The organism is Photorhabdus luminescens subsp. luminescens (assembly GCF_001083805.1).
GTDB lineage: Bacteria > Pseudomonadota > Gammaproteobacteria > Enterobacterales > Enterobacteriaceae > Photorhabdus > Photorhabdus luminescens.
Window position 1 is genome coordinate 1,044,776 of the sequence record NZ_JXSK01000001.1, and the last position, 25,034, is coordinate 1,069,809.

The 25,034-nt window shown below is 47.8% G+C and carries 37 protein-coding genes and 1 pseudogene; 36 read left to right on the top strand and 2 right to left on the bottom strand.

Translation table 11 applies throughout. The features are described from left to right. Positions 1–3 precede the first annotated feature (3 nt). The 11 genes from fliM to TI10_RS04240 all read left to right on the top strand — a co-directional run bounded on the left by fliM (position 4) and on the right by TI10_RS04240 (position 7,076). The gene (fliM, locus tag TI10_RS04190) at positions 4–1,008 is read left to right on the top strand and encodes a flagellar motor switch protein FliM (RefSeq protein ID WP_049581959.1); all 1,005 of its coding nucleotides are present in this window, start codon (positions 4–6) and stop codon (positions 1,006–1,008) included. After that, positions 1,001–1,420: a flagellar motor switch protein FliN gene (fliN, locus tag TI10_RS04195; protein WP_049581960.1), complete on the top strand. Its 420-nt coding sequence runs from the start codon at positions 1,001–1,003 to the stop codon at positions 1,418–1,420. Before fliM ends, fliN begins: the two co-directional genes overlap by 8 nt. A 1-nt stretch (position 1,421) precedes the next feature. Continuing rightward, a complete protein-coding gene (fliO, locus tag TI10_RS04200) occupies positions 1,422–1,874 on the top strand; it encodes a flagellar biosynthetic protein FliO (protein ID WP_049581962.1) in 453 nt (150 codons plus the stop codon). A gap of 49 nt (positions 1,875–1,923) precedes the next feature. Beyond that, positions 1,924–2,640, top strand: coding sequence for a flagellar type III secretion system pore protein FliP (gene fliP / locus TI10_RS04205; RefSeq protein WP_049582171.1), 717 nt, complete (start codon positions 1,924–1,926; stop codon positions 2,638–2,640). A 20-nt stretch (positions 2,641–2,660) separates the two neighbouring features. Continuing rightward, positions 2,661–2,930 carry a flagellar biosynthesis protein FliQ gene (gene fliQ / locus TI10_RS04210; RefSeq protein ID WP_049581963.1) on the top strand — a complete coding sequence of 90 codons (270 nt, stop codon included), beginning with the start codon at positions 2,661–2,663 and terminating at the stop codon, positions 2,928–2,930. 2 nt (positions 2,931–2,932) lie between these two features. Next, positions 2,933–3,715 carry a flagellar biosynthetic protein FliR gene (gene fliR / locus TI10_RS04215; RefSeq protein ID WP_049581964.1) on the top strand — a complete coding sequence of 261 codons (783 nt, stop codon included), beginning with the start codon at positions 2,933–2,935 and terminating at the stop codon, positions 3,713–3,715. 191 nt (positions 3,716–3,906) lie between these two features. After that, complete coding sequence (locus TI10_RS04220) at positions 3,907–4,314, top strand: cytidine deaminase (protein ID WP_049581966.1); 408 nt, start codon at positions 3,907–3,909, stop codon at positions 4,312–4,314. A 583-nt stretch (positions 4,315–4,897) separates the two neighbouring features. Next, positions 4,898–5,134, top strand: a complete 237-nt coding sequence (locus TI10_RS04225; RefSeq protein WP_049581967.1) for a hypothetical protein — start codon at positions 4,898–4,900, stop codon at positions 5,132–5,134. Between the two features lie 204 nt (positions 5,135–5,338). Further along, entirely contained in the window at positions 5,339–5,896 is a 558-nt protein-coding gene (locus TI10_RS04230; RefSeq protein WP_049581968.1) for a LemA family protein, read from the top strand. Positions 5,897–5,913: 17 nt separating this feature from the next. Further along, the gene (locus TI10_RS04235) at positions 5,914–6,189 is read left to right on the top strand and encodes a hypothetical protein (protein WP_049581969.1); all 276 of its coding nucleotides are present in this window, start codon (positions 5,914–5,916) and stop codon (positions 6,187–6,189) included. Positions 6,190–6,500: 311 nt separating this feature from the next. Continuing rightward, positions 6,501–7,076, top strand: a complete 576-nt coding sequence (locus tag TI10_RS04240) for a recombinase family protein (RefSeq protein WP_049581970.1) — start codon at positions 6,501–6,503, stop codon at positions 7,074–7,076. 44 nt (positions 7,077–7,120) lie between these two features. On the opposite strand, the gene TI10_RS04245 is transcribed toward TI10_RS04240, so the two are convergent. Together TI10_RS04245 and TI10_RS04250 are read right to left on the bottom strand one after the other, a co-directional pair. Further along, positions 7,121–8,476 carry a transposase domain-containing protein gene (locus TI10_RS04245; RefSeq protein ID WP_053093416.1) on the bottom strand — a complete coding sequence of 452 codons (1,356 nt, stop codon included), beginning with the start codon at positions 8,474–8,476 and terminating at the stop codon, positions 7,121–7,123. A 39-nt stretch (positions 8,477–8,515) separates the two neighbouring features. Continuing rightward, complete coding sequence (locus TI10_RS04250; RefSeq protein WP_036775847.1) at positions 8,516–8,743, bottom strand: helix-turn-helix domain-containing protein; 228 nt, start codon at positions 8,741–8,743, stop codon at positions 8,516–8,518. 150 nt (positions 8,744–8,893) lie between these two features. On the opposite strand from TI10_RS04250, the gene TI10_RS04255 reads away from it, so the two are divergent. The 25 genes and pseudogenes from TI10_RS04255 (at position 8,894) to TI10_RS04370 (ending at position 24,995) form a co-directional block, all read left to right on the top strand. Then, entirely contained in the window at positions 8,894–9,538 is a 645-nt protein-coding gene (locus TI10_RS04255) for a helix-turn-helix domain-containing protein (protein WP_049581971.1), read from the top strand. 256 nt (positions 9,539–9,794) lie between these two features. Beyond that, a complete protein-coding gene (locus tag TI10_RS04260) occupies positions 9,795–10,475 on the top strand; it encodes a Mu transposase C-terminal domain-containing protein (RefSeq protein WP_074525113.1) in 681 nt (226 codons plus the stop codon). A 248-nt stretch (positions 10,476–10,723) separates the two neighbouring features. Then, positions 10,724–11,182, top strand: coding sequence for an AAA family ATPase (locus TI10_RS25825; RefSeq protein WP_244161515.1), 459 nt, complete (start codon positions 10,724–10,726; stop codon positions 11,180–11,182). Further along, positions 11,157–11,606, top strand: a pseudogene (locus TI10_RS04265) (DUF3164 family protein); the annotation flags it as partial. The gene TI10_RS25825 and the pseudogene TI10_RS04265, both read left to right, overlap by 26 nt. Before the next feature lies 1 nt (position 11,607). Further along, positions 11,608–11,796, top strand: a complete 189-nt coding sequence (locus TI10_RS04270) for a hypothetical protein (protein ID WP_049581974.1) — start codon at positions 11,608–11,610, stop codon at positions 11,794–11,796. A 75-nt stretch (positions 11,797–11,871) separates the two neighbouring features. Next, the gene (locus TI10_RS04275; protein ID WP_049581976.1) at positions 11,872–12,300 is read left to right on the top strand and encodes a hypothetical protein; all 429 of its coding nucleotides are present in this window, start codon (positions 11,872–11,874) and stop codon (positions 12,298–12,300) included. Beyond that, on the top strand, positions 12,297–12,647 hold the full coding sequence (locus TI10_RS04280) for a DUF4406 domain-containing protein (protein ID WP_049581977.1): 351 nt from the start codon (positions 12,297–12,299) through the stop codon (positions 12,645–12,647). Before TI10_RS04275 ends, TI10_RS04280 begins: the two co-directional genes overlap by 4 nt. Then, complete coding sequence (locus TI10_RS04285) at positions 12,640–13,164, top strand: gp16 family protein (RefSeq protein WP_049581978.1); 525 nt, start codon at positions 12,640–12,642, stop codon at positions 13,162–13,164. Before TI10_RS04280 ends, TI10_RS04285 begins: the two co-directional genes overlap by 8 nt. Continuing rightward, the gene (locus TI10_RS04290) at positions 13,161–13,670 is read left to right on the top strand and encodes a hypothetical protein (protein ID WP_049581979.1); all 510 of its coding nucleotides are present in this window, start codon (positions 13,161–13,163) and stop codon (positions 13,668–13,670) included. The genes TI10_RS04285 and TI10_RS04290 overlap by 4 nt, the downstream gene beginning before the upstream one ends. Position 13,671: 1 nt before the next feature. Beyond that, the gene (locus TI10_RS04295) at positions 13,672–14,136 is read left to right on the top strand and encodes a hypothetical protein (protein WP_049581980.1); all 465 of its coding nucleotides are present in this window, start codon (positions 13,672–13,674) and stop codon (positions 14,134–14,136) included. A gap of 10 nt (positions 14,137–14,146) precedes the next feature. Beyond that, the gene (locus TI10_RS04300) at positions 14,147–14,569 is read left to right on the top strand and encodes a Mor transcription activator family protein (protein ID WP_049581981.1); all 423 of its coding nucleotides are present in this window, start codon (positions 14,147–14,149) and stop codon (positions 14,567–14,569) included. A gap of 99 nt (positions 14,570–14,668) precedes the next feature. After that, entirely contained in the window at positions 14,669–15,178 is a 510-nt protein-coding gene (locus tag TI10_RS04305; protein ID WP_049581982.1) for a glycoside hydrolase family 108 protein, read from the top strand. Continuing rightward, complete coding sequence (locus TI10_RS04310; protein WP_049581983.1) at positions 15,178–15,435, top strand: hypothetical protein; 258 nt, start codon at positions 15,178–15,180, stop codon at positions 15,433–15,435. The genes TI10_RS04305 and TI10_RS04310 overlap by 1 nt, the downstream gene beginning before the upstream one ends. Beyond that, positions 15,429–15,689 (top strand): hypothetical protein, encoded by a 261-nt coding sequence (locus tag TI10_RS04315; RefSeq protein WP_049581984.1) that lies wholly within the window; start codon positions 15,429–15,431, stop codon positions 15,687–15,689. Before TI10_RS04310 ends, TI10_RS04315 begins: the two co-directional genes overlap by 7 nt. After that, positions 15,682–16,284, top strand: a complete 603-nt coding sequence (locus TI10_RS04320; RefSeq protein WP_049581986.1) for a hypothetical protein — start codon at positions 15,682–15,684, stop codon at positions 16,282–16,284. Before TI10_RS04315 ends, TI10_RS04320 begins: the two co-directional genes overlap by 8 nt. Next, a complete protein-coding gene (locus tag TI10_RS04325) occupies positions 16,281–16,508 on the top strand; it encodes a TraR/DksA C4-type zinc finger protein (protein ID WP_049581988.1) in 228 nt (75 codons plus the stop codon). The genes TI10_RS04320 and TI10_RS04325 overlap by 4 nt, the downstream gene beginning before the upstream one ends. Then, positions 16,492–16,794 (top strand): DUF2730 family protein, encoded by a 303-nt coding sequence (locus TI10_RS04330; RefSeq protein ID WP_074525114.1) that lies wholly within the window; start codon positions 16,492–16,494, stop codon positions 16,792–16,794. Before TI10_RS04325 ends, TI10_RS04330 begins: the two co-directional genes overlap by 17 nt. 8 nt (positions 16,795–16,802) lie before the next feature. Beyond that, positions 16,803–17,090, top strand: a complete 288-nt coding sequence (locus TI10_RS04335; RefSeq protein ID WP_036845708.1) for a VpaChn25_0724 family phage protein — start codon at positions 16,803–16,805, stop codon at positions 17,088–17,090. Between the two features lie 2 nt (positions 17,091–17,092). Beyond that, positions 17,093–17,665, top strand: coding sequence for a DUF3486 family protein (locus TI10_RS04340; protein WP_049581990.1), 573 nt, complete (start codon positions 17,093–17,095; stop codon positions 17,663–17,665). Beyond that, complete coding sequence (locus tag TI10_RS04345) at positions 17,665–19,227, top strand: terminase large subunit domain-containing protein (protein WP_139180583.1); 1,563 nt, start codon at positions 17,665–17,667, stop codon at positions 19,225–19,227. The genes TI10_RS04340 and TI10_RS04345 overlap by 1 nt, the downstream gene beginning before the upstream one ends. Continuing rightward, positions 19,218–20,798, top strand: a complete 1,581-nt coding sequence (locus TI10_RS04350; protein WP_080984986.1) for a DUF935 domain-containing protein — start codon at positions 19,218–19,220, stop codon at positions 20,796–20,798. Before TI10_RS04345 ends, TI10_RS04350 begins: the two co-directional genes overlap by 10 nt. After that, positions 20,782–22,107, top strand: a complete 1,326-nt coding sequence (locus tag TI10_RS04355; protein ID WP_049581991.1) for a phage head morphogenesis protein — start codon at positions 20,782–20,784, stop codon at positions 22,105–22,107. Before TI10_RS04350 ends, TI10_RS04355 begins: the two co-directional genes overlap by 17 nt. A gap of 134 nt (positions 22,108–22,241) precedes the next feature. Further along, a complete protein-coding gene (locus tag TI10_RS04360) occupies positions 22,242–22,712 on the top strand; it encodes a phage virion morphogenesis protein (protein ID WP_049581992.1) in 471 nt (156 codons plus the stop codon). Positions 22,713–22,875: 163 nt separating this feature from the next. Further along, positions 22,876–24,072 (top strand): phage protease, encoded by a 1,197-nt coding sequence (locus TI10_RS04365; protein ID WP_049581993.1) that lies wholly within the window; start codon positions 22,876–22,878, stop codon positions 24,070–24,072. Next, entirely contained in the window at positions 24,072–24,995 is a 924-nt protein-coding gene (locus TI10_RS04370; protein ID WP_049581994.1) for a Mu-like prophage major head subunit gpT family protein, read from the top strand. The genes TI10_RS04365 and TI10_RS04370 overlap by 1 nt, the downstream gene beginning before the upstream one ends. Positions 24,996–25,034: the final 39 nt, after the last annotated feature.

Here is a 25,034-nt window from a genome sequence, read left to right on the forward strand (position 1 = left end):
ACCATGAGTGACAATATTCTTTCACAGGCAGAGATTGATGCTCTGCTCAATGGCGACAGTGCCAGTGACGACGCAGAAAATACCGCGTCCCGGGAAAATGAGATTCGCCCTTATGATCCTAATACTCAACGCCGTGTTATTCGGGAACGTCTGCAAGCACTGGAAATTATTAATGAACGCTTTGCCCGTCATTTCAGGATGGGGCTGTTTAACATGCTCCGCCGTAGTCCTGACATTACTGTCGGCGCCATAAAAACTCAGCCTTATCACGAATTCGCCCGTAATCTGGCAGTACCGACCAACCTTAATCTGGTTCATCTGAAACCGTTGAGAGGAACAGCGCTGTTTGCATTCGCGCCAAGCTTGGTTTACATCGCAGTAGACAACTTGTTTGGCGGAGATGGACGTTTCCCGACCAAAGTAGAAGGCCGTGAATTCACCCATACTGAGCAACGAGTGATTAACCGGATGTTACGTATGGCGTTGGATTCCTATCGTGACGCCTGGAGCGCCATTTTCAAAATTGAAGTGGAATACATTCGCTCTGAAATGCAGGTGAAATTCACCAATATTACGACATCGCCGAACGATATTGTGGTGACAACGCCGTTTCAAGTGGAAATTGGCGCGTTGAGTGGTGAATTTAACATCTGTATTCCGTTTGCCATGATCGAACCCCTACGGGAACGTCTAACCAATCCACCGCTGGACAATGTGCGGCAAGAAGACAGTCTGTGGCGAGAAAGCCTGGTAAAACAGGTTCAGCATTCAGAGCTGGAATTGGTCGCTAACTTTGTTGATATCCCGCTGAGGCTGTCAAAGATCCTGCAACTCCAGCCGGGGGATATCTTACCTATTGATAAACCCGAACGCCTGATCGTTCACGTCGATGGTGTGCCGGTGCTCACCAGTCAGTACGGAACATTAAACGGGCAATATGCCCTGCGTGTCGAACATCTTATTAACCCTGTTTTAAATGCTCTGGATGAGGAACAGCCCAATGAGTGATGCTAAGCAACCCACAGATACCGCTTCAACCGGATCTGCCGAAGATATGTGGGCAGAAGCTCTGGAACAACAGGCCGCGCAACAACAAACCTCTGACAGTAGCGCGTCAATTTTTGAATCTCTGGAGCCTCAGGATACGCTGGCTCACTTATCGGATATCGACCTGATTCTGGATATTCCGGTCAAATTATCCGTAGAACTGGGCCGGACCAAAATGACCATCAAACAGCTATTGAGATTGTCTCAAGGTTCGGTTGTTTCCCTTGATGGTCTTGCTGGCGAGCCATTGGATATTTTAATCAATGGATATCTGATCGCTCAGGGTGAAGTTGTGGTTGTATCCGATAAATACGGTATCCGTATCACCGATATCATCACCCCTTCTGAACGTATGCGTCGCCTGAGTCGCTAATATGGCTTTCCAGCCCTCTCTGCATAATGGCGCGGCGGAACCTGTCGCGCAAACCCAAGCGGTTACTCAAGTCGCCACATCCGCGCCACTGCCCGCAGGTCAGACACTGATGCAAGTCAGCAGCGCACTGGCGGGAGTGTTGCTATTGATTTTCACCCTCACTTGGCTAATACGACGTATGGGGCTGTTTTCCAGCAAAGGAAAAACTCAGCAACAATTGAGTATCAAAGCCAGTTGTTCTCTGGGACAACGTGAACGCGTCGTTATTGTGGAAGTTGAAGATAACTGGCTGGTACTGGGCGTCACTGCTCAGCAAATTAATTTATTACATCAGATGCCAATACCTGAATCCAACCGTGATAGCACCGAAGAACAAGTTATAAAACCAGCGCTGTTTGGTCAGATTTTAAAAAATACGCTGATGCGACAAGGCAAAGATGATGAAAAAAAGTAGTTCTTTCTTTATACCAAGGAATAAGTTTGCCTTGTCATGCCGCCTGGGGATGATACTCGTTGCGCTTATTTTACCGCTGGATGCTGCGGCGCAATTGCCGGGCATAATCAGCCAACCACTGGCAAACGGCGGGCAGAGTTGGTCACTACCGGTTCAGACCTTAGTTTTCATTACCGCGCTGACTTTTATTCCCGCAGCCTTGCTCATGATGACCAGTTTTACCCGCATTATTATCGTGTTGGGTTTACTGCGTAATGCTTTAGGCACCCCATCGGCGCCGCCTAATCAGGTTTTACTTGGACTGGCGCTATTTATGACGTTTTTCATTATGTCGCCGGTTTTCGATAAAGTGTATCAAGATGCTTATCTGCCTTTCAGTGAAGATAAAATCAGTCTGGAAACCGCTTTAGAAAATGGCGCCAAGCCATTACGGCAATTTATGTTGCGTCAAACAAGAGAAAACGATTTAGCGTTATTTGCTCGTCTTGCTGATCAACCGCCATTTGAAACTGCCGATTCCGTTCCTATGCGAGTATTAATGCCGGCATTTATCACCAGCGAATTGAAAACCGCTTTTCAGATTGGTTTTACGCTGTTTATTCCATTTTTGATTATTGATCTGGTGGTCGCCAGCGTATTAATGGCGTTGGGGATGATGATGGTGCCCCCCGCCACTATCTCACTGCCCTTTAAACTCATGCTATTTGTCTTAGTTGACGGCTGGCAATTACTACTGGGTTCTCTGGCGCAAAGTTTTTACGGTTGACCTGAAAAGAGACAGACATTATGACTCCTGAATCAGTCATGGCATTGGGAACAGAAGCCATGAAAGTGGCGCTGGCGTTAGCGGCGCCGCTACTGTTAGCGGCTTTATTATGTGGTTTAATTGTGAGCTTGTTGCAAGCTGCAACACAGGTTAACGAAATGACGCTGTCATTTATTCCCAAAATTCTGGCGGTATTTGTCACGACCGTTATCGCCGGCCCCTGGATGTTAAACCTATTGTTAGACTACATGCGTGAGCTCTACAGCAGCATACCCGTGATAATTGGCTAATTATGATCTCTTTTAACAGTGAAATGCTGATCCAGTTCGTCAGTGAATTTTTCTGGCCGCTGGTTCGGGTGCTTGCGCTGTTCAGTACTGCGCCATTATTCAGTGAAAAACAGGCGCCTAAGAAAGTCAGAATCGGACTGGCAGTGATGGTAACGCTGCTCTTGATGCCAAACCTGCAACCTGCGCAAGTGCCTATTTTCTCTGTTGCGGCATTCTGGGTGATGCTCCAGCAAATCTTAATTGGGGCATCACTTGGCCTGACAATGCAAATTGCCTTTGCCGCAGTACGTCATGCCGGTGAAATAATTGGTTTACAGATGGGGCTTTCATTCGCTACCTTTTTTGATCCCTCCGGCGGCCCTAATATGCCTATATTGGCACGAATCTTTAACCTATTAACCTTATTATTATTTCTGGCCTTTGACGGTCATCTATGGCTATTATCAGTTCTGGCTGATACCTTCCAGATTCTGCCAATACAACCATTACAACTCAGCGCCGAAGGATTTTTATTGCTAGCACAAAGCGCCAGCATGATATTTATCAACGGCATGATGCTGGCTTTACCATTAATAACGCTATTATTAACACTGAATTTATCATTGGGAATTTTAAACCGGATGACACCACAACTTTCCATCTTTGTGGTTGGCTTTCCGTTAACGCTGACTACCGGTATATTAGTACTCACGCTTTTAATCCCGATGTTAGCGCCATTTACCGAGCGTATGTTTAGTGAATTATTTAACCGACTGGCAATTATTATCAGTGGTATGGTTATTTAAAGGCATTTTTAAAACCGGAATTGATCTGAAAAAATTATAAGTATTCTATACAACATAAATCGTACTGTTCTATACTATAAATTCTGTCGATAAGAAAAAGACAAGCGCATTTTATTATCAACTAACCGCTTATTTTCAAAGATGTTATTAACATAGAAAAAATAAGCTAATTAGAACGGAGTAATAAATTAATGAATATAGAACAAGAGTTATATAATGCCGCAGTTAACTTAATTGAAAAACGATACCCTAAAGGATGGGGTGGCGCTGCCTCAGTACGGACAGAATCGGGAAAAATCTTAACCAGCATTGCCCCTGATACCAAAATTGACGCATTATCCCTTTGTATGGAAGTTGGCGCTTATTTAGAAGCCCATAAACTGAATGAAGCGGTAACACACTCTTTATGTCTCTACCGTGAAGATGCCGGCTGTGAATATATCATTTTGACGCCATGTGGAATATGTCAGGAGCGTTTGGTTCATTGGGGAGGCTCAGTAAAAGCCGCGGTGACTAATGATAAAAATGAACTGTTATTTAAAGCCATACGTGAACTGCAACCTTATCATTGGTCAGCCGTTAATGGAGAGAAACTCTAATATACCCGTTATCTTTCAAGTTGCCTCTTTGTTGGCTGCACTCACTCACCCCGGTCACATAGTTATCTATGCTCCCGGGGATTCGCTCCCTTGCCGTCGCGATGCATCTTGAAATCCATTGGGTATATATGTGATTTATTTTAACTTGGTTATTTATTTTATTGCCAAGTATTAACTATTCATTGTGGTTAATACTTGGTTATATTAAATGAAATTATATTTTAACAAAACATTACCACTAAGACATTAAAATAATATAACAATAATTTAATCATCAAGGTACATTAATTTTAAGCTTTAACAAGCCAGAATTAAAAACAATGACTATCATTTTCATTTATTAATTTAACTAAGGATTATCAATATACCATCTCACTCATTAAAGATATTTTAAATAAAAAATTCACAATATTATTTACGAGAATAAATAACAGACAATAATAAATTTTTTACAAATAGGTGACACTATTTCGGATTTAAATTTATCTAAATATTATATTTTACTATCCTTCTGGTAGTATTCTACCCACTTAAGTACTACACTATACTTACTTTGTAACACATTACAGTGGAATCATTAGCTATGAGCGAAACTACTTTTACCTTTAGGGTCGATGATGCCCTGAAAAATGATTTCACCGCGGCAACGAATGCCCATGATGCTTGGTTCCGCAGGCAAATAGAAATAGGCCAAGTTTCTGCCGATGCTGATAATCTAATTCCAGCCGAACAAGTTGAGGATAAATTTTTAGCCCGCCGCAAAGCTACACTCCGCCGTTTTGAGGCCAAGATAACTTTAATATCCCTTGAATTCTCATAGCAAGCGCAATTAAATCTTCTTTTAAAAAATTTCACTTATTGAATTAACTCTGCCCTCGATATAGTATTCTTAATACTTCTGTATTTTCATTTTTAAATGATTATGGCAGGTTAAACAAAGTGGGACCCTTCCCTGATGCTACGCCAATCAGCAGGGAGGGCATGACTTAACAATAAATATAACCGAATTCTCGTGGAGAAAAAGATGACAATCACCACTATTATTATCTCTCTCATTGCTGTAGGACTTATCGGCTGGGGGATCACAATTTATAATCGCCTGATTGCCCTGAAAGAACAGACAAGCAATACATTTGCCAATATCGATGTTATTTTAAAACAGCGTGCAGAACAGATCCCGCAGCTTGTAACCGTGTTGGAAAAGTCTATGGCACATGAACGTGATATTTTTACTCGGTTAAGTGATGCACGGCAGGTATATCTTAATGCCGATACCCTCACAGATAAAATCAAAGCCTCCAATGAAATGCACAATGCATTCCGATCTGTACTGGCCGTAGCGGAAAACTATCCGACACTGATTTCAGGTTCCCAATTTTCACAATTGCAGACATCGGTGACGGATCTAGAAAATAAAATTGCTCATCGCCGCGAAATGTTTAATGATGCAGTAACGGAGTATAATACGGCGATTTATCTATTCCCTGATCTGATTTTTGCCCGCATGTTTCATTATCAGAGGCTGCCTTTATTAGAAATCTGTCAGGAAGAAAAAGCCTATAACGGTATCAAATTTAAATAAATCAGATGGTAAACCTTATGATGACTATACTATTTTTTACTTTTATTTTTGTTTTTTCCTGTGTATTAATCTTTTCATTTGGGAAAAACGCGGCAGAGTATTATAGACAAGAACGGCAGTCCGGTAAATTTGCCAGCAAGGAAATTTGGAAAGTGATTTTAGGCTCGGCGGCTATTGCCATTTTTCTGATTGCCTTTTTTGTTTCACCCGGCGCCTTATTTGGTTTAATTTTATTACTATTTATCTATAACGGTCTGAAAACAACACCGGATGTAGCGAGCCGCGTAAATTGAAAAAGCGCGTCATTTAAATTGATAAAATTTCCGCGCCGCGCTTTTTATCAAAACATGTGGTTTATTTAGACCCTTTTGCAGTCAATGATTGGCTGCTTTTTGCTCATTTCTTTCTCCATTCTTGCAAACGCTCATTTTGAACGTTAATTGATCTAAAAAAGGCCACTTGAGAGACCTTATCCAGCGGTTAAATTAACAGGTCACCTATTCAGATGGAAACACTGTAAATCAGCGTGAGGTTTTCCGCACACTCACACATAGAGCTAATTTTGATAAATACAATTTATTCTATGTGCTGCGACGGAATTTACATGTCAAAGATTGGTTATATCCGGGTGTCAACAAATGACCAAAACAGCGATTTACAAAAAAATGCGTTGATAAGTATAAATTGTGAGCAAATTTTTGAGGATAAATTAAGTGGAAAAACAACCAACAGACCTGGTTTAAAGCGGGCTTTAAAACGACTTAAGAAAGGAGATACTTTAGTTGTTTGGAAGCTAGATAGGCTTGGTCGTAGTGTAAAGCATCTGGTCGATTTAGTTTCCGATTTAAGTGAACGTGGCATTCACTTTCAGAGTCTGACTGACAGTATTGATACTGGTACAGCAATGGGGAGATTCTTCTTTCACGTTATGAGTGCACTGGCAGAAATGGAACGGGAGTTGATAGTTGAAAGGACAATCGCTGGATTAATAGCTGCTCGTGCGCAAGGGAGGGTTGGAGGCAGGCCAATAGCATTATCAGTTGCTGAACAACAGCAAGCTGCTAGATTACTGGTAAAAGGTCACACACGTAAACAGCTATCGCTGATTTACAATGTTTCCCTCTCCACTATTTATAAATATTTACCAATAGAGAAAACCAGGCAAGAACAGCTAAAATAAATCACATATTTTGATAAAAAGCGCGGCGCGGAAATTTTATCAATTTAAATGACGCGCTTTTTCAATTTACGCGACTCGCTACACTCAGCCAGGGCGTTTAAAAATGTTTCGGCATCAACCACCCGTTCACCATAATTATCCGGCTTTGCCATCGGGTTAGCGCCCGTGTAAGCACCCGCTAAAGCGGGATGCTTATCAACCACTTCACCCAGCCCCCCATGAGAAAACGCCCGTTCAACCGGTTTGGCCTGCCCATGACCGCGACCAAATAACACGCTCGTCCAGTGCAGTTGAATGCCCAGTAGCGGAATGATGCCTTTCGGGTCATCTTCTTTGACTTTGAAGCGATAACGATTTGGTACACCGCCCGTCATCCATTTATTGGCGGCGGCCCGGGTGTTATCAATAGTGATGTGCTTTGGAATACCGTATTGCTCAACCACATCGGCCAGAGCCAGCCGGATGCTGTCACTGTTCTCTGACACATCAGTACGCCAGGCCAGAATTTTACGGGTACGGATATCCTGCCAAATCCAGGTCTTAGGCGGGATAACTTCACCGTTAAACCATTTAACAAAAACGTTATGCTGGTAACCGTCGCCGTTAATCCATTCCATCGCATCCAGTTCAAGCACAGTACGCTCTTGCGCAGGATAGAGCCGCATCAATGCGTGCTCACCTTCACGCAACAGAACCACCTGCTCGACTGGCACTTCGCGTTCAAGTTTCCGGCGCAGCGAGGAAAGGCTAGGTATCGTCCAGCCGTGTGCTGCTGCCGCTTCCTCAAGGCGGGCGTAGCAGGTCCGCAGCGCCGGTTGTTCCGGGCGCAGATAATCCGCTAAGAAGAAATCCCAGGCGGCAGATGTACATTCCGCTTCTTTCGCTTTGCGGGCTGCTACGCTGTGACCGTGTTTGCCAATCAGTGCCGCCAGCCAGTCGGAACGATCAAAAGGTTTAGCCTGATAGTACCAACGACGGATACTCGCGGGAGGAACCTGGAGTACATCACTGACAGAATCAAATGCGGTCAGCGTGTCGATACCGGTTTCAATCATGCCTGCAACGGCAATGACGGCTTCACATTTTTGGCGTGCTTTTTCACGCTGATTATTGTTCGCATTATTCCAGTTCTGCCACAACAGCTCGCGCGAGTAGCTTTCAGTCCGCTGCTTTTTAATGTCAAAGCGCCGGTTATTAATCTCTACCGCCCCTTGCTGTTTTAGTATTGCTGCACGGGCTACGGGAGGCAGGCAATTTATCGGGTATTCAAATGATTTTGAACCTGAGCGTGTGCGACGCTTCTCGCCTGCCAGCTTATCCAGATTTGCACGAATGTTATGTTGCATGCTGGGAAAGCCTGGCAAACCAATACACTCTTTAGCAGTAACCCAAATATCCATCAGTTCACACTCCCAAAATGAAGGGGATTGTTCCCGTAATTATTCTTTTGCATGGTTATAGCGACTCGGCCAGATAACTGAGGGGTCAACCCCAATTGCCTGGGCAATCAATCTTTCCCCCTTGGGCCAGGGGCGAACTAGCGCATTACGCAAAGTATCCTTAGCCAAACCTGCGCTGACAGACAATGCGCGTAGATTTGTGCCGCGTTTTTCTAAGGCTGCGCGGATATCTGCGCGATGCCAATCTGCTTGCTTGCTTGTCTGCATTGTGAAATCCTTATAAGTTTATCGGCACGGATAATCAGTATTGATTATCTGTGTGAGTATGAATATAAGGCACAAAAAACCGAATGTAAAGCCAAGTTCGGTTTTTTGTGCAAATTAATTTTTATAGGGCTTTTTTGGGGGAACAGTTCAATGGTAAGCTCTTACAAAGAAAAAACTGACGATAAAGAGAATAAACTGAATCGGATTATTCCAGATGAGCGAATAATCCGTTTTGGTGAGCGTTTACGTGAAGCTATGAAAGGAGAGTCTAATAACTCGTTTGCAAAGCGTTGCGGTATGTCTGAAAGGGTAATTAGGAATTATTTAGATGGCTCAACGTATCCATCAATTGATAGATTGGCTGTTCTAGCCAAAGCAAGTAACACTTCATTAGAGTGGTTAGCGACAGGTCAAGATGCCTCGGTTAAAAATGCAGGATCGGTTTTATATGCTGAACATGATGAACAATTATCCCCTTCACAAAAACAACAGCAAGCATGGTCTGAGATTTTAGAAAGAATGACTCCAGAGGAAAGAGAATCAGTTATTGACAGGGTTTTCAGACAAGGTATTAGTACATTACTGGTGCCTCCCCAGACAAGCATTCAGCAATCAGAATCGCAATTTCCTTGGCCGGAAGAGCTACCTGCAAAATTAGGGGTATCTAACCACTCATTGGTGTTTGCTCAGTTGTATGAGTCTTTAACTGATGAACAACGACAGAGATTTTTGGAATCTATCAGTGATAAAGAATGTCTCCCGGCAAACCACAAGATGAGCAGCAAAGCAGGTTAGCATTGGTTCAAAGCAGCCGATGTTTTAAAGTGTATTTAAAGATGTTTTAAATGACTGATAAGGCGAGTCCTGGTTTTATTAAAATAAGTGGCACAAAAGCAACAACCACAAAAATTTTCTCATTTTAGTTAGTCTGCCCGTCAGGGCAGGAATAAACTTACCATACTCACGCAACACCGCACCACCACTGAATTTATGCCCGCGAACTCCCGTTTATTTTCACCAATTCCCTATTTCTTTTTGTTTCTCATTACTTGTGGTTCAATACACTGAGGGGATTGCATTCTGGAACCGGCGCTCAAAACGCGATACCGAAGTTTGCCGGGGAATATTGTCTTTTGATGACGCCTTTGCGCAGAGTTACACGGAAAGCACGGTACGTAAAGCCACTGCCGAACAACGTCATTTACTGCTACTGCCCTCAGAGGCTGTCACGGTCAGTAATGGGGCCTTTACGTTAAACGCCGGCGGCAAAATCCGGTCACGCCGAAACCGGTACTATAACGAGCAGTTGCTGGGGATTAAGCCTAACAAAATCGTTATTCGTTTTGACCCGGCAGCCCTGCATGACAGTGTGTTGTGCTACACGCTGGATGGCCGATTTATTTGTGAAGCTCAGTGCATTGAGAAATCCGGGTTTGGTGATTCCCAGGCTGCGCGTGAGCATGACCGTAACCGGACCCGGTTTGTTAAACGCACCAAGGAAGCTACCGCTGCACAACGCCGCATGACAGCGTTAGAAGTGGCTGAACTGATGCCGGAAACTGTCCCGCCAGCACCGCCTGAAAGTCGGGTAGTCGAAATCTATCACTCGGCGGGTAATACCGTGCGGCGTGTACAGGTCGAAGCACAGACTGAGCCGGACACCGATTATGACTACGCGTTTGAAAATGCAGTGGCGCAACTGCATGAACAACAGCAGAAAAACACAATTTAATTTAGGAGACTAGGATGACCAATATTATAGCGTTGACTCAGATACAGACAGAGCAGGCCGATGTTCGTGCCGCTATCCGAACCCTTGTTGAAAGTGACGGCCTGACTTACAGCAATGTAGCCCGCGAGAGTGGCATATCCAGTACCGCGTTATCTCAGTTTATGAATGAAAGCTACAAGGGGGATAACAGCAAAGTTGCCAGCCAATTATCTGTCTGGCTGGAGAATCGCAGCAAACGCGTTAATGAAATGCCGGCAGCCCCGGATTTTGTCCAGACCAAAACCGTGCGGCAAATCTGGAGTGCGTTGCAATATGCCCAGCTTGCGCAATGTATCAGTGTGATTTACGGCAGTCCGGGAGTCGGTAAAACCAAAGCCTTGCAGCAGTTTGTGGCTGAACGGCCTAACGTGTGGCTGATAACCGTGTCACCCTCCCGCGCCAGCCTGAGCGAATGCCTGTACGAACTGGCTTTAGAGCTGGGCCTGGGTGATGCGCCTCGCCGGGCCGGTCAACTGGGGCGGGCAGTACGCAGAAAATTGCGCGGTACATCGGGGTTATTGGTGATTGATGAAGCCGACCATCTGGATTATCCGGTGTTAGAAGAATTGCGCATCTTGCAGGAGGAAACCGGGATTGGTCTGGCTCTGGTCGGTAATCATCAGGTCTATGCTCGTCTGACTGTTTGCCGATATCCAGGCTTTTGTTGATTTGTCAGCAGAAAAATACGGTACTGCGAAAGGCGGGAAAAAAGGCAATGTGACACTCTATTCTTATGACGGCCGTTTTAAAATTCAGCGTGCGATGCAAGACCGTATTGCTTTTGACGAGCGTTTGCAAGCGGCGAAGGAGCTGATTGACAATTGCCTGGCTGACTGGACAGAGGGCGCTCGCCCTGAAATTCATGCGCTAATTAATCAGGCGTTCTCCACCGATAAAGAGGGTGATATCAATACGGGGCGTGTTCTGGCACTGCGGCGGCTGGATATTGATGACGAGCGTTGGCAACAGGCAATGGTAGCCATTGGCGAAGCCTTGCAGGTCATTGGCAGTAAGTCTTATATCCGGGTCTATGAGCGGGTTGGGAATACTGACCAATATAAACCGATTTCGCTCGATATTGCCGGGGTTTGATATGAAAGCGAAACAGTTTAATCAGCGTTATCGGATTGGGGCCAGTTTTATTTATCAGCCCAATAAAATATTACGCGGCGGAACACCAGTCAAAACCGTTGATAAAGCGAAAGATTTAACAAACTGTACGGTAGTTGAAATCAGTACTGAACCTTATTTTGTCAGAACGGATTATTTAACTCCGGCGTAATTTTACACCCTACAAAATTAAATATGGCGTAAACCCGCCAGGGGCGCGCTTACGCCAAAATTGAGGACAGTAATAATGAATATTGATAAATCAGAATGGAAAACCATTGAAGAAGAGCTGAAAAGTCTATTTTGCCACGTTAGTTTTCAGTATCAGGGCGTTGTCATTAGTGTTAACCGGGAAAGGGTCAGCGAGAGCAGGAGTCAATTATTTGTTTATTTCAATAATAAGATGTGCCTTGCATGGGGTGACAAAGTCCATGATATGTATAACCCATTAACTGAATTATTTTGGCGTACAGTTACCAAGCCATTGTATAGCAAAGCAAGAATTGCAGAAGTAGAAAAGATGTTGGGTAAGCGTCATGCGAAAAAAGAATTGCCATACATCTATAAAAACTACACTTATCTTTCTCCTGGATTTATCAACGCCGTTCAATTAATCCGACAATACAAAAAGATTGCAGGGCTTGAATGGATTAAAGAATCGGAGGTTTCATCATGACACCCGTTGTTTTTATTTCAGGCCCAATGACCGGTAAACCTGATTTCAACCGTAGTGAATTTAATACCGTGGCAAAAATGCTAAGAAGCCAGGACCTTATTGTTCTGAATCCTGCTGTCTATCCTGACGGATTGACGCATGATCAATATATGCGTATGTCGCTGGCAATGCTGGAACAAGCTGATGCTATTTATCTGCTTGACGGCTGGGAACACAGTACGGGGGCTGTCATGGAGTTTGATCGCGCCAAAATGCACAATTTGATGTTTATGTATAACTCATGGGAAGCGTTCCGTGCTGCGGCTGCCCGAAGTCGCCAACAACGTGGGAGAATGAACGATGAATAAACAACAGTTGATCCGTCTTATTCATATCGCCAAAACGACGCTTAAGCTTGACGATGACACTTATCGCGCGGCACTGGCGACAGCAACCGGCGGGAAAACATCCTGCCGTGATATGTCCCATCATGAATTAAAGCAGGTATATGCGGCGTTTGTTGAACGGGGATTTAAACGCCGTTTTAAACGTGATTATCCGCATGTTAAAGGCCGCATGCGCACAGCAGAAATCAACAAAATTCGGGCTATTTGGATCACCATGTATCAGCAGGGGTTTATTGATGACGGGTCAGAGTCAGCGCTGAATAAATTTGTGATGCGCCAAACAGCCAAAATCAATGGCGAAGGAGTCGCGGAAGTCGGCTGGCTGACGCCAACACTGGTTTATCCGGTTATTGAGAGTTTGAAAAAATGGCATATCAGGCTGATGACAGAAGGCATGGCAGCCCGCAAGCAACCACTGCCCGCCCGCCGGGGATACGATGCGATATGTCACGCCTTTAATGTGGGGAAATCATCATGAAAATAGCCCGTTGCCCTATTTGCCATTCTGACTGGCATTTAGATGCGTTATGTGAAGATGACGCCAGCCGTCAGTTACTGAAAATACTCGCTGAGTTACCGGGCAGTTGTGCTCGGCATTTGGTGGCTTACATCGGTTTGTTTCGCCGTGAAAAACAAAATTTATCAAACAGCCGGGCATTAAAACTAGCGGAGGAAGTGCTGACGCTTTACACACCCAGTCGGGTGCTGGCTCATGCCTTGAGTGAAACTGTTGAACGTATCCGGGAAAAGCGGGCACAAGGGGACAAGAAACCGTTATCCAACCACAACTACCTGAAAACTGTCTATCAGTCAGCCGAACAGGTTATTGCCCAAAGCAGTAATATCAATGCGCGGGAGAAACAACAAGTTTCTGGCTCTGATAGTCGTGATGCCTATTTCAGACAAATGCAGCAATTGGGTATAGATCTTGCTAAGATTTCAGGCGGTTTAGAGTGGTTGAAAAGTCAAGGTGAGGAAACATGAGATGAAAAATATTTTATTTATTTTCTTACTATTGCCGCTTTCTGCAATAGCAAACATGAAAGATACCGTAATGGAATATATGAGGGTTAGTGCACAGTATCAGGTAAAAGTAACGGATTGGTATAAAAAGAATGATACATGGATTACTGAGTTAACAATCCACCATAACGAAAAAATGAAAGTCACAATATCGGGTGATAGGGTTGCGGTTCATTCGCATTTTTCAAAACCCATTTCAGATATGTTTTCCTCAGGTTGCGCATCAATTTCTAAGGAAATTATTCCTGAGGCGGGTTACTGGGATGAAAACGCTACTGCCAATACCAAGGCCATAAACCAGTTGTGGTCTGATAAAGATTGGCAGGAGAAGTTTCAAACTAAGACAGTGGTTATCGATGGTTGGAAGATTATTGCTATCAAAAAACCCTTAGAACTGTCATGTGTTATTGAGCCTGTATCTGTATAACGAGATAGCTATGAACCTAGAACTTTTCGACCACGACCATAAAGAACTTGGTGAATTATTAGATCAAATGGATGCCATCCCATTAGATGAGCTACAGACAAGGTGGCCGCAGTTATTGGCCGATATTGTTGATCTGTTTTCTTGTGAGCTACAACGGCAAAATACCAGTAGAGACAAAGCAGAACTTGCGGCGTGTAAGCTGGCAGGAGTATTAGCTCATTACTACGGTGGCAGAGCTGTTTATTTACCTACCGGCGACACATTGAAAATCGCATTACGTGATAATCAGTTATTTAATGAGTGGAGTTGTTCACGTGGTGAGGTTGTACAGTTAGCAAAAAAGTATCACCTTACTCATTCGACGGTATATGCTATTCTGCGTCAGCAATTAGCGCTCCACCGTAAACGCTATCAAGGTGAGCTTTTCAAGTAATCACTTGTTCTGATGGGGTTTGTTTGACCTCCCACAAACCCACTTTCTCCTTACTAAACACGATGATGAGCTACCGATTATCAACAACAGGTAGCCATCATGACTTACCATTACAGCGTTTCCTTTATCCATGCTATCCATTACTTACTGCCCGTAGAGGGCGGCTATGTCAATAACCCCAATGATCGGGGCGGCCAGACCAAGTTTGGTATCAGTCAGCGCAGCTACCCTCACCTCAATATTGCCGCATTAACCGAAGACGATGCCACAACACTCTATTATCGGGATTTTTGGCTGAAAGCCGGTTGCGATAAGTTACCCGCAGGTCTCTCGCTGGCGGTGTTTGATGCCGCCGTTCAGCACGGAATCAAGCCCGCCGTACAACAATTACAACAGGTGGTGAGCGTGCAGGATGACGGCGTTATCGGTCCTGACACGCTGAATGCCGTTGAAGCCTTTGCCGCGCCATATCTGTTTACCCGGCTGCTGAATCAGCGTGCGCGAACTTACGCCCGTATCATTGCTGTAAACCCGACACAAAAAGTCTTTCTTGACGGCTGGTTTAACCGCCTTGATAAGCTGGCATCCGCCGCGTTAGAGGTGTTGTGATGCTGCCGCCGCCAATTTCAGACAATCTGTTAAAAAGGCAAATCGCTGAACTGCGTAACCCGCGTTATCTCAGTATCTATGAAGCCGGGCGGGAACGTTGTTTACAGCAGGCATTGGCCGGCAAAGATATCAGCGACATGCCAATTTATAGCTATAACGCCACGTATCAATCGCTATTTTGCCGTGGCTGGCAATCCGTTTCTGCTCAAGATATCCGCTTATTACGGGCTGAACGCAACAGGAGGCCGGTATGTTAGCGCACTTAAAGCAGCTTATCAGCAATCCGGCAACCGGTCGCCTCTCAACCTCTGATACCACCTTATTTGGGGCATTTATTGCCAGCACAGCCGTTTTATTGTGGTGTGCGCTCGCCGGCAAGATGGATGAGTATCTGTTCGTCGGCTATCTGGCGGCGTGGGTCACCCATTCACAGGCATCAAAACAAGCCGCCATTAAGCGTGACAGAGAACTCAATGTGACAGAAAACCGCGAGGTGTTTGCCCGTGATTAATCCTATCCAACTCCGGCGCTATAGTAGCGTTGTAGTGGTGTGCTGTGTGGCTTTTTGGTTGGGTAATAAGCTCGCTGAATCACGTTTGCAACCACAAATCAATCAGGAAATTGAAAACCGTCAAGCGGCAGAACTGTCTTTTTATATGGCACAAAAAGCCACCGCCGAATTAAACGCCGGCGCGTTGCATGATTTGATTGAAAAACAGCAGGCACAGCAACATGCAAATGAAAAGGTTTCAAATGACTTATACGCCGCTATCACGCGTTTATCGCAAACCACACAGCGCCTTGAGCAAACGATTCCTGATGCTCTTAACCGCGATGGCAGTGCTTACACAGGCATCGGCCCTGACGGGTTGCGGCTCTACCAAACCGCTCTCGGTTACCGCCACGCCGCCCCTGGTGATTTCAGCCTGCCCGACCATTCCGCCCCAGCTGTTACAACTGCCGCCGAAACCGCCGATGCCCCGTTCCGGGGAACCCCAGGCGCTGCTGACCCACGCCAGCCGGTACGGGCAATGGAGCCAGGAACTGGAGCACAAGCTGCGGGCAATCAAAACCTGGGCCGGCCAACAACGGGGAAAACAAAATGAGCAGACTGATTGATAAAGCCTGTGAAGCAGAACAATGCCAGCGCGAATTGGCCCTAAAAGCCCATATTGAGCGCCCGGTTCAGACAGGGAACGGCATTTGCGGTCACTGTGGCGCGGTCATTGCTCCCGCCCGGCTGGCCGTGAATCCCGCGTTTGAACGCTGTATTGACTGCCAAAAACAGGTTGAATTCTGGGAGAAAAAATTTGGTGCTGGCCCTGCTTAAAGAAAACTGGTCGATGGTGTGGGCGGCAGTCACGGTCACCTTTAACGTGGTGCTGGTGTTGCTCAGTAAAACCTACGCCAAACGTGATGATGTGGAGTTACTCAAAGTGCAGGTGCGCCAACTTGAAGGTTCATTATCCACACTGCCTAATCAGAAAGAATTACACGCTTTACAGTTGGAAATGGCGAACCTGCGTGGGGACTTAAAAGCCGCCTTGCCAGAACTGCGTCAGCTACGCCACCTGAGCGATCTGTTATTGCAAAATGAATTGAAGGAAAAAAATTAATGTCATCCATGCGTGAAATCTTAAATACCGACCAGCGATTGGTGATTTTGCGGTCGCTGGCTGAGTGTGGCGGTGATGCTAATGAATCGGTGTTACAGACTTGCCTTGATGCCTACGGCCATCGTGTCAGTCGTGATGTTGTACGAACGCATTGCCACTGGCTGGCTGAACAAGGGCTGGTTTCGGTCAATGATGTTGCCGGTTGCCTGGTCATGACTTTAACCGGGCGTGGCGTGGATGTGGCAGAGGGTCGCAGTACCGTACCCGGTGTAAAACGGCCACGGCCTAGGGGATAATCATGAATGATAAACGGACACGTGGCCGGCCATCCAAGATTGATTTGTTGCCGCAGGCCATCCGGGACCAGTTGCACGGTTTGCTGCGTGACAAACGGCATACCCAGGAAGATATCCGGGCGGCAGTGAATGAATTGATTGATGAAGAGGGCTTACCGGATACGCTGAAAATTTCCCGTACCGGACTGAACCGTTATGCGTCCCGCATGGAAACGTTGGGTGCGCGTATTCGCGAGGGACGGGAAATTGCCGATGTGTGGGTCTCCCGGTTGGGTTCCGAACCCACCTCTGACGTTGGAAAACTGTTGCAAGAGTTTGTGAAATCCCTGGCGTTTGAAACCAGCATGAAGCTGGCCGAAGGCGGGGAGCCGGTTGAACCGAAGGCCTTGTCTCAGTTAGCCCTGGTGGCTGCCCGGATTGAACAGGCCGCCATGACCAGCACCAAGCGCGAAAAAGAGATCCGCGCGGCCTTTGCCGCGGAAGCGGCAGAACAGACAGAAACCCTGGTCAAACAGGCCGGCCTTACCGCAGCAGCAGCGGCAGAGATCAAGCGGCAAATTTTGGGGATTGCTTAATGTTGGTACAGGAATTAAATCCAGCGACGGAATTTATTCTCAACGCGGTTAACGATGAGACGTTTGATCCCCATGCCGTCTTGCTGGGTTATCAGCGACGCTGGATAGCAGATAATTCTGTCCTCAAGATTGCGGAAAAATCGCGGCGTACCGGGTTAACCTGGGCCGAAGCGGCGGATGCCTCATTGACGGCGGCTCAATCACGTGATGCCGGCGGCACAAACCATTTCTATATCGGTTCCAATAAGGAAATGGCCCGTGAGTTTATTGATGCGGCGGCCATGTGGGCCAAAGCCTACGGACTGGCGGCGGGTGAAGTGGGTGAGGAGGTCTTTGAAGATGAAGACAAAGCTATCCTGACGTTCGTCATTTACTTTAGCAGCGGATTTAAAGTCCAGGCCTTATCCAGTAACCCCAAGAACTTACGCGGGATGCAGGGGAATGTCACTATTGATGAAGCGGCTTTCCATGAACAACTGGCTGAAGTGCTGAAAGCCGCGCTGGCCTTGACCATGTGGGGTGCAAAAGTACGGATTATTTCTACTCATAATGGCGCTGAAAACCTGTTCAACGAGTTGCTCCAGGATTCCCGCGCCGGGCGTAAGCGGTACTCTGTGCATACCATCACATTAGATGATGCTTGCAATGACGGGCTGTATAAACGTATCTGTCAGGTCAGGCGTCAACCGTGGTCACAGGAAGCAGAGGACGAATGGAAAACCCATCTGCTCAACGATACCGCCACGGAAGAGGATGCGCTGGAAGAATATTATTGTGTACCGAAGCAAGGCAGCGGGGCCTATATTCCCCGTGTACTGATTGATCGGGCAACCGACGCCCGGTGTGTTGTTGTCCGTTTTGCTATGCCCAAGGGCCATATGACCTGGACAGAAGACGAGCGTAAAAACACGGTACTGACGTTTTGTGAAGAGATGCTGTTACCGGCATTACAAAAACTTGATCCCGATACCCGGCATGCTTACGGGCAGGATTTTGCCCGTTCCGGCGATTTGTCTGTCATCGGGGCCGGGAGTATTGAGCCCGACACTCGCCGCATTCTGCATGTCACCGTTGAACTGCATGATGTGCCTTATAACCAGCAGCGCCAGATAGCCTTTTTTATCATTGACCGACTCCCCCGCCTGGTCGGTATCGCCATCGACTCGACCGGGAACGGTGGGTATTTAGGGGAGGCCATGTTATTACACTACGGTGAAGATATGGTTGATGCTATCCATGTCACCGATAATTTTTATCGTGAGTGGTCGCCGAAATACAAAGCACTGTATGAATCCAATGATATCAGCATCCCGAAAGATGAAGACATTATTACTGACCAGCGTCAAATTCAGAACATCCGGGGCGTGCCCAAAATTGATAAAACCCGCCGGACCGGGACCGACGGTAAAAAACGTCACGGCGACAGTGCCGGCGCGTATCTGATGTTTACCCGCGCGACCTATATGGAGGGACAAATGATTGACTTTATTCCGTTGCCGGGTAAACACACCGTGGCAAATGATGATGACGATTTACCGACCTTTGAGCGAGGCTGCTGGTGAAAATATTAAACAGGTTAGTGGATGCGGTAGGTCGCCGGTTTTGGTTTAAACACGAGATGCAGACTCAGGATGATGAGTCACGCGTATCGCAATTACGCCGATACTACGGTGATCATCCGGTCAGTGGTTTGACCCCCGCACGCGCGGCTGAAATTCTGATCGAAGCCGAGCGCGGCCAGTTACTGGCACAGTGTGAACTGGCGGAAGATATGGAAGAAAAAGACGCGCATTTGCAGTCAGAATTGGGTAAGCGCCGGCGGGCTATCCAGTCGCTTGACTGGTCGATTAAACCACCTCTGCGGGCCAGCCGTGAAGAAACCCGGGATGCGGAACTGCTGACCGAAATCTTATCGGATGCCAGTTGGTTGTCGGATTGTCTCTTTGATGCCACGGATGCCATTCACAAAGGTTTTTCCTGTCAGGAAATTGAGTGGGAAAATGCCGGCGAGTTGATTATCCCACGCGCGGTGGAATGGCGTGATCCGTCCTGGTTTCAGACGCCCCAAGATAAACGTAATCAGTTGCGCTTGCGGGATGGGACCGCCAACGGAGAAGATTTGCAGCCATTTGGCTGGGTACAGCATATCGCCAAATCAAAGTCAGGTTATCTTGCTCGCACGGGGTTAATCCGAACCCTGGTCTGGCCGTTTATCTTCAAGAATTATTCGGTCCGGGATTTAGCCGAGTTTCTTGAAATTTACGGTCTGCCTATTCGTGTAGGACAATATCCAGCGGGCGCGACAGACAAAGAGAAACAGACGCTGCTCCATGCGGTCATGTCTATCGGTCACAATGCCGGCGGGATTATCCCGCGCTCCATGCTGATTGATTTTAAAAATGCCGCCGATGGCACGGCAGATCCGTTTATGGCCATGATGAGTTGGGCGGAATTGAGTATGTCCAAAGCTATCTTAGGCGGCACACTGACCAGTCAGGCCGACGGTGCAACCAGCACTAACGCGCTGGGTAACGTGCATAATGAAGTCCGTTTTGAAGTGCGCAACAGTGACGCAACCCAGCTCGCTGCTACACTGACACGAGACCTGGTATTTCCTTTGTATGCCCTTAATTGTCGATCGTTTGATAATCAGCGTCGCAAGCCGGTGTTTGAATTTGATTTGTCCGAACCTGAAGATGTGAGCGCCTATGCAGCGGCATTGCCCTCACTGGTCAGTCTGGGGATGAAAATTCCGGTGCAATGGGCGCATGATAAGCTGCAAATTCCTGTTGCCGCGGATGATGAAGCCTGCCTGAAAGCACCCGAACAACCTGCAACCCCCAATTTCTCTGCCTTTTTAAACGCCAAACCCAGTTGGACCGCATTAACGGCGGCACCGATGACGTCAGTCAATACCATGCCGGGCGCGGTAAGCGGGCAGGAATGGCAAAACGCGGTTGATCCGTTGCTAACCCCTGTCATTGAGGCGCTCACTACCGGCGGTTATCAGGCGGCAAAAAACAAAGCGTCTGAACTCTATGCTGAAATGGAGGATGAACAGCTTGCAGATATGTTACACCGGGCGATGTTTGTCGCCGAACTGTGGGGGCGTTTAAATGCCACAGCCGGTTGATTTGGGTATTGCCGCTAAATTGGAGCCAAAGCTGGCTGTTGATTACTTTCGGGCTAAAGGCTATGACATTAGCTGGAACTGGTCGGAAACCGATGCTGCCGCCCATGCGCGGGCATTCACAGTAGCCAAAGCGGCGCGGATGGACATTCTGACGACTATTCGTGATGAGGTGGATAAAGCGCTGAGTCAGGGCACCACCGAACGCGATTTTATCAAGACCTTAAAACCCCGTTTGCAAGAGCAAGGTTGGTGGGGGAAGCAAATTGTTGTTGATAGTGACGGTCATGCGGAAACAGTCCAACTGGGCAGCCCGGCCCGGCTGGCAACGATTTATCGCACCAATTTAGCAACCGCGTATCAGGCCGGGCGATACCAGCAGCAACTGGCAAGTACCGAGACTCACCCTTATTGGCAGTACATTGCCGTGATGGACAAGAACACCCGCAAAAGCCATGCCGCCATGCACGGGCGGGTGTTTCGTTTCGATGATCCGATTTGGAACACGCTCTATCCGCCCAATGACTGGGGGTGTCGCTGCCGCGTTCGCGCATTGACTGCCGCACAGGTTAAACGGATGGGATTAACGGTCGAGTCCAGTCTCGGTGCGGTGAGCACCCAACTTGTTGAAACGGGGATTGATAAGCAGACGGGGGAAGTTTACCAGTCGGAAGTCACGACGTACCGCCACGGCAAGCAGCGCATGACCACCGGCGCGGGCTGGTCAAACAATGCCGGGCAATTGGCAATGGGGTCGGATATCAGTATTGCGCGCAAGCTGATTGCATTGCAGAACCGCGAGCTCCGTCAGCAGGTTATCCAGTCGTTAAATAATGCCCCGGTACGACAACACGCGTTCGCGCAATGGGTCGGCCAGGTACTGACGCAACGGCGCCCTGGAAACAACATTCAGCCGCTTGGATTTATGACAGACGATATTGCCGTGGCGGTGGAAGAACGGACGGGTAAGCCTGCCGCCCGCGTGCTGGCTATCAGTGAAAAAGACCTGGTGCATGCTGACAGCCTTAAACACCAGAAAAAAGGCGTCGCATTGACGATGGCTGAATATCAGGCGCTGCCGCAGGTGGTCGCTAATCCCTCGGCTATCCTCTGGGATAGGCAGAATCAGAATTTATTGTATATCCGCAGTGATGATAACCACACCATTAAAACGGTGGTCAATGCGCCCTGGTCTGTACGCAAACAACCGGATGCCTTAGATGTGGTGATTAATACCTACCGGGTGCCGTTAACTGAACTGAAAAAAGGCGTAGCCGGCGGAAATTATGAGTTACTGAAAGGCACGCTATAACAACAAAGCCCCGAATAACGGGGCTTGTACAGTGGCGGGAGTTGAACCCACATAAACGTATGGCGCTCTGCGCTGACGTCGAATTACCGGTTATTCGTACACTGTTTAACCTATTTTACCATGAGTAAGAATGAATGCAACTTGACTATCAATTTGACGATGCGGCGATACAAGCAGCCTTTAAACGTGTTCAAAAGCTGGGGCGGGATACCACGCCGATCACCCGCGCGATTGCTGCTGTTCTCGCCAGTGAAAGCGAAGAGGCATTTGCAAAAGAAGCTGACCCGACAACCGGTAACCCCTGGCAACCGTTAACCGAGAAATATAAAGCGAAATTAGCCAAAAAAGGGAAGACGGGGCCGATGTTACAGCGCTCACAGGGGGGGCTGGCGATGTCGTTGTCAACCGCGTATGACGCAGTGAGCGCGGCCATTGGCGCCAATAAAGTTTACGCCGCAATCCATCAGTGGGGCGGGTTACCCGATATGCCTCCGGGGCCGGCAGCAGTCCCTGCCCGCCCGTATATGGGGCTGTCAGCGCAAGGCGTGGCGGATATTATCGACATTATCGATACGCAGCACGCAGCCGCATTGAAGCCGCGTTAGCCTGCCAGCCTTACAGAAAAAAAAGTTAAACGTCCCCCGGCATTTTTAAACGGGTTTTAAACGGGGTATAGTGTCACTGCTCACCCCCGTTTTATCTTTTCTTCCCAAGCAGGTGTGATCCGCCACAAACCCACCTTTTTTTCACATTGCCCAAAATGGCGATATGAAAACCAGAATACCCACCCCAAAAAAACGTGTCGCCATTTTGAGTGCCGTGATTTCAAACAGCGCCGATGGCTGGTATCAACTCCTGCCCGCCGGGCATTTCAGCGCCCGGGATGGTCGCCCGGACGATGTGCCTGGCGGGCAGTGGTTTATCGATACCAACATTGCTGAACAGTTTATTGCTGCTACAGCGGCCATCGGTCAGCCCGTGCTGTTTGATTACAACCATGTGACATTAAAACAGGATGAAGATGCTGCTGCGTGCAAAGACGCTATTGCCGCGGCGTGGCTGAAAAATCCCGCAACAGATATGCAGTGGCGCGAAGGTTTGGGGCTGTTTGTTCGCCTGTCGTTAACGCCTGCGGCTCAAACCGCCATCGATAACAGCGAATGGGCTTATCTGTCCGCCGTATTTCCTTATAACGAACTGGGCCATCCCCTTTATTTGAGGATGGGTGCGCTCACCAACGACCCCGGTTTAACCGGCATGCAATCCCTGGCCGTACTCGCGGCATCTGACTTATTCCCCAAATCTGAGGATACCTTTATGAATGACATTCTACTCCAGTTACTGGAGCAGTTGGGTATTGAACTGCCCGACGACACCGCCGAACTCAGCGAGGACGCGCTCAGTGATTTACTGAATCAGGCGTTGTCCGCGATTGAAACATTGAAAGCCTCGGCGCAAGCCGCTGTTGATACGCAGGACGTGATTGAAAACACCGCAGATCCTGCCAGCGTCACCAGCGGGGTAACTGATATCGTTGATGATGCCGCCGCCGATATCACCGAAGCGGAGCAAATCTTAGAAGACGCTGCATTGAGTGGTGTGGATTTAACTCAATTTGTTCCTGCTCGCGCGTATCAAATTCTGGCCCGTCGTGCGGCAGTATTAAATGCCCGTTCCGGCGCACAAAGTGCCGAGTCGATTATTACCACGGCCCGCAGACAAGGGCGGGTTGTCGCGGCGGAGGTCCCTTATTTGCGGACGTTAGCGCGACAACATGGTATTGCAGCACTGAATGCCGCCATTGCGGGCCGTACCAGCATTACGGCACTCACCAGCCGCCAAACACTGAGAACGAAAACCCCATCGCGTATGGCCGTTTTGTCCGCATCTGAAAAAGAAGCGGCCCGTCTTCAAGGGTTATCTGAAACCGAATTCCTGAAACGTAAACAAAAAGGAGCCAAATAATGGCGATTGTGACCCCTGCGCTGATTAAAGCGTTATTCACTGGCTGGAACGGCGATTTTCAAAACGGTCTGGATGACGCGCCGAGTCAATATGAAAAAATCGCGACCGTCGTGCCCAGCACAACAAAATCCAACACTTACGGCTGGTTGGGAAAATTCCCTGGTATGCGCGAATGGATTGGTGACCGCGTTATTAACGACATGCAGGCGCACGGTTATCAAATCATTAACCGGCCGTTCGAAGGCACAGTGGGCGTTGATCGGGATGACATTGAAGACGATAACGTCGGCATTTACTCGCCGCTGTTTACGGAGATGGGCCGTGCCGCCGGTGTACAACCGGATGAGTTGGTCTTCGGTGCGCTGTCAAACGGCTTCTCCAGTTTGTGTTACGACAAACAGAACTTCTTTGATGCCGACCATCCGGTCTACCCAACAGTCGATGGTAAGGGTGAAGCCAACTCGGTCAGCAATATCTTAACTGACGGCAGCTACAAAGGGCTGCCGTGGTTTGTGCTCGATAATTCCCGCGCGATTAAGCCGGTCATTTTCCAGCAGCGTAAAGCGCCGGAACTGGTGGCGATGGATAAAGTCGATGATGAGCAGAACTTTATGCGCAAGCTTATCAGATACGGTGTCGATACCCGTTGCGAGGCCGGTTACTCATTCTGGCAACTGGCTTACGCCGCTAAAGCGTCATTGACTGCGGACAACGTCTGGTCGGTGATTTCCGCCATGCGTCAGTTTAAAGCGGACGGAGGCCGCCCGCTGGCTATCCGGCCTACTCATCTGGTTGTGCCGCCGGCCATGGAAAAAGAAGCAACCCAGCTCCTTGAGCGTGAACTGACCGTAGACGCCAAAGGCGGCACTGTCAGCAATGAAATGAAGGGCCGCCTTGAGCTGATTGTAGCGGACTACCTCTAATCCCCTGTTAAACGGGGTATTAACCCCGTTTAAACCCTG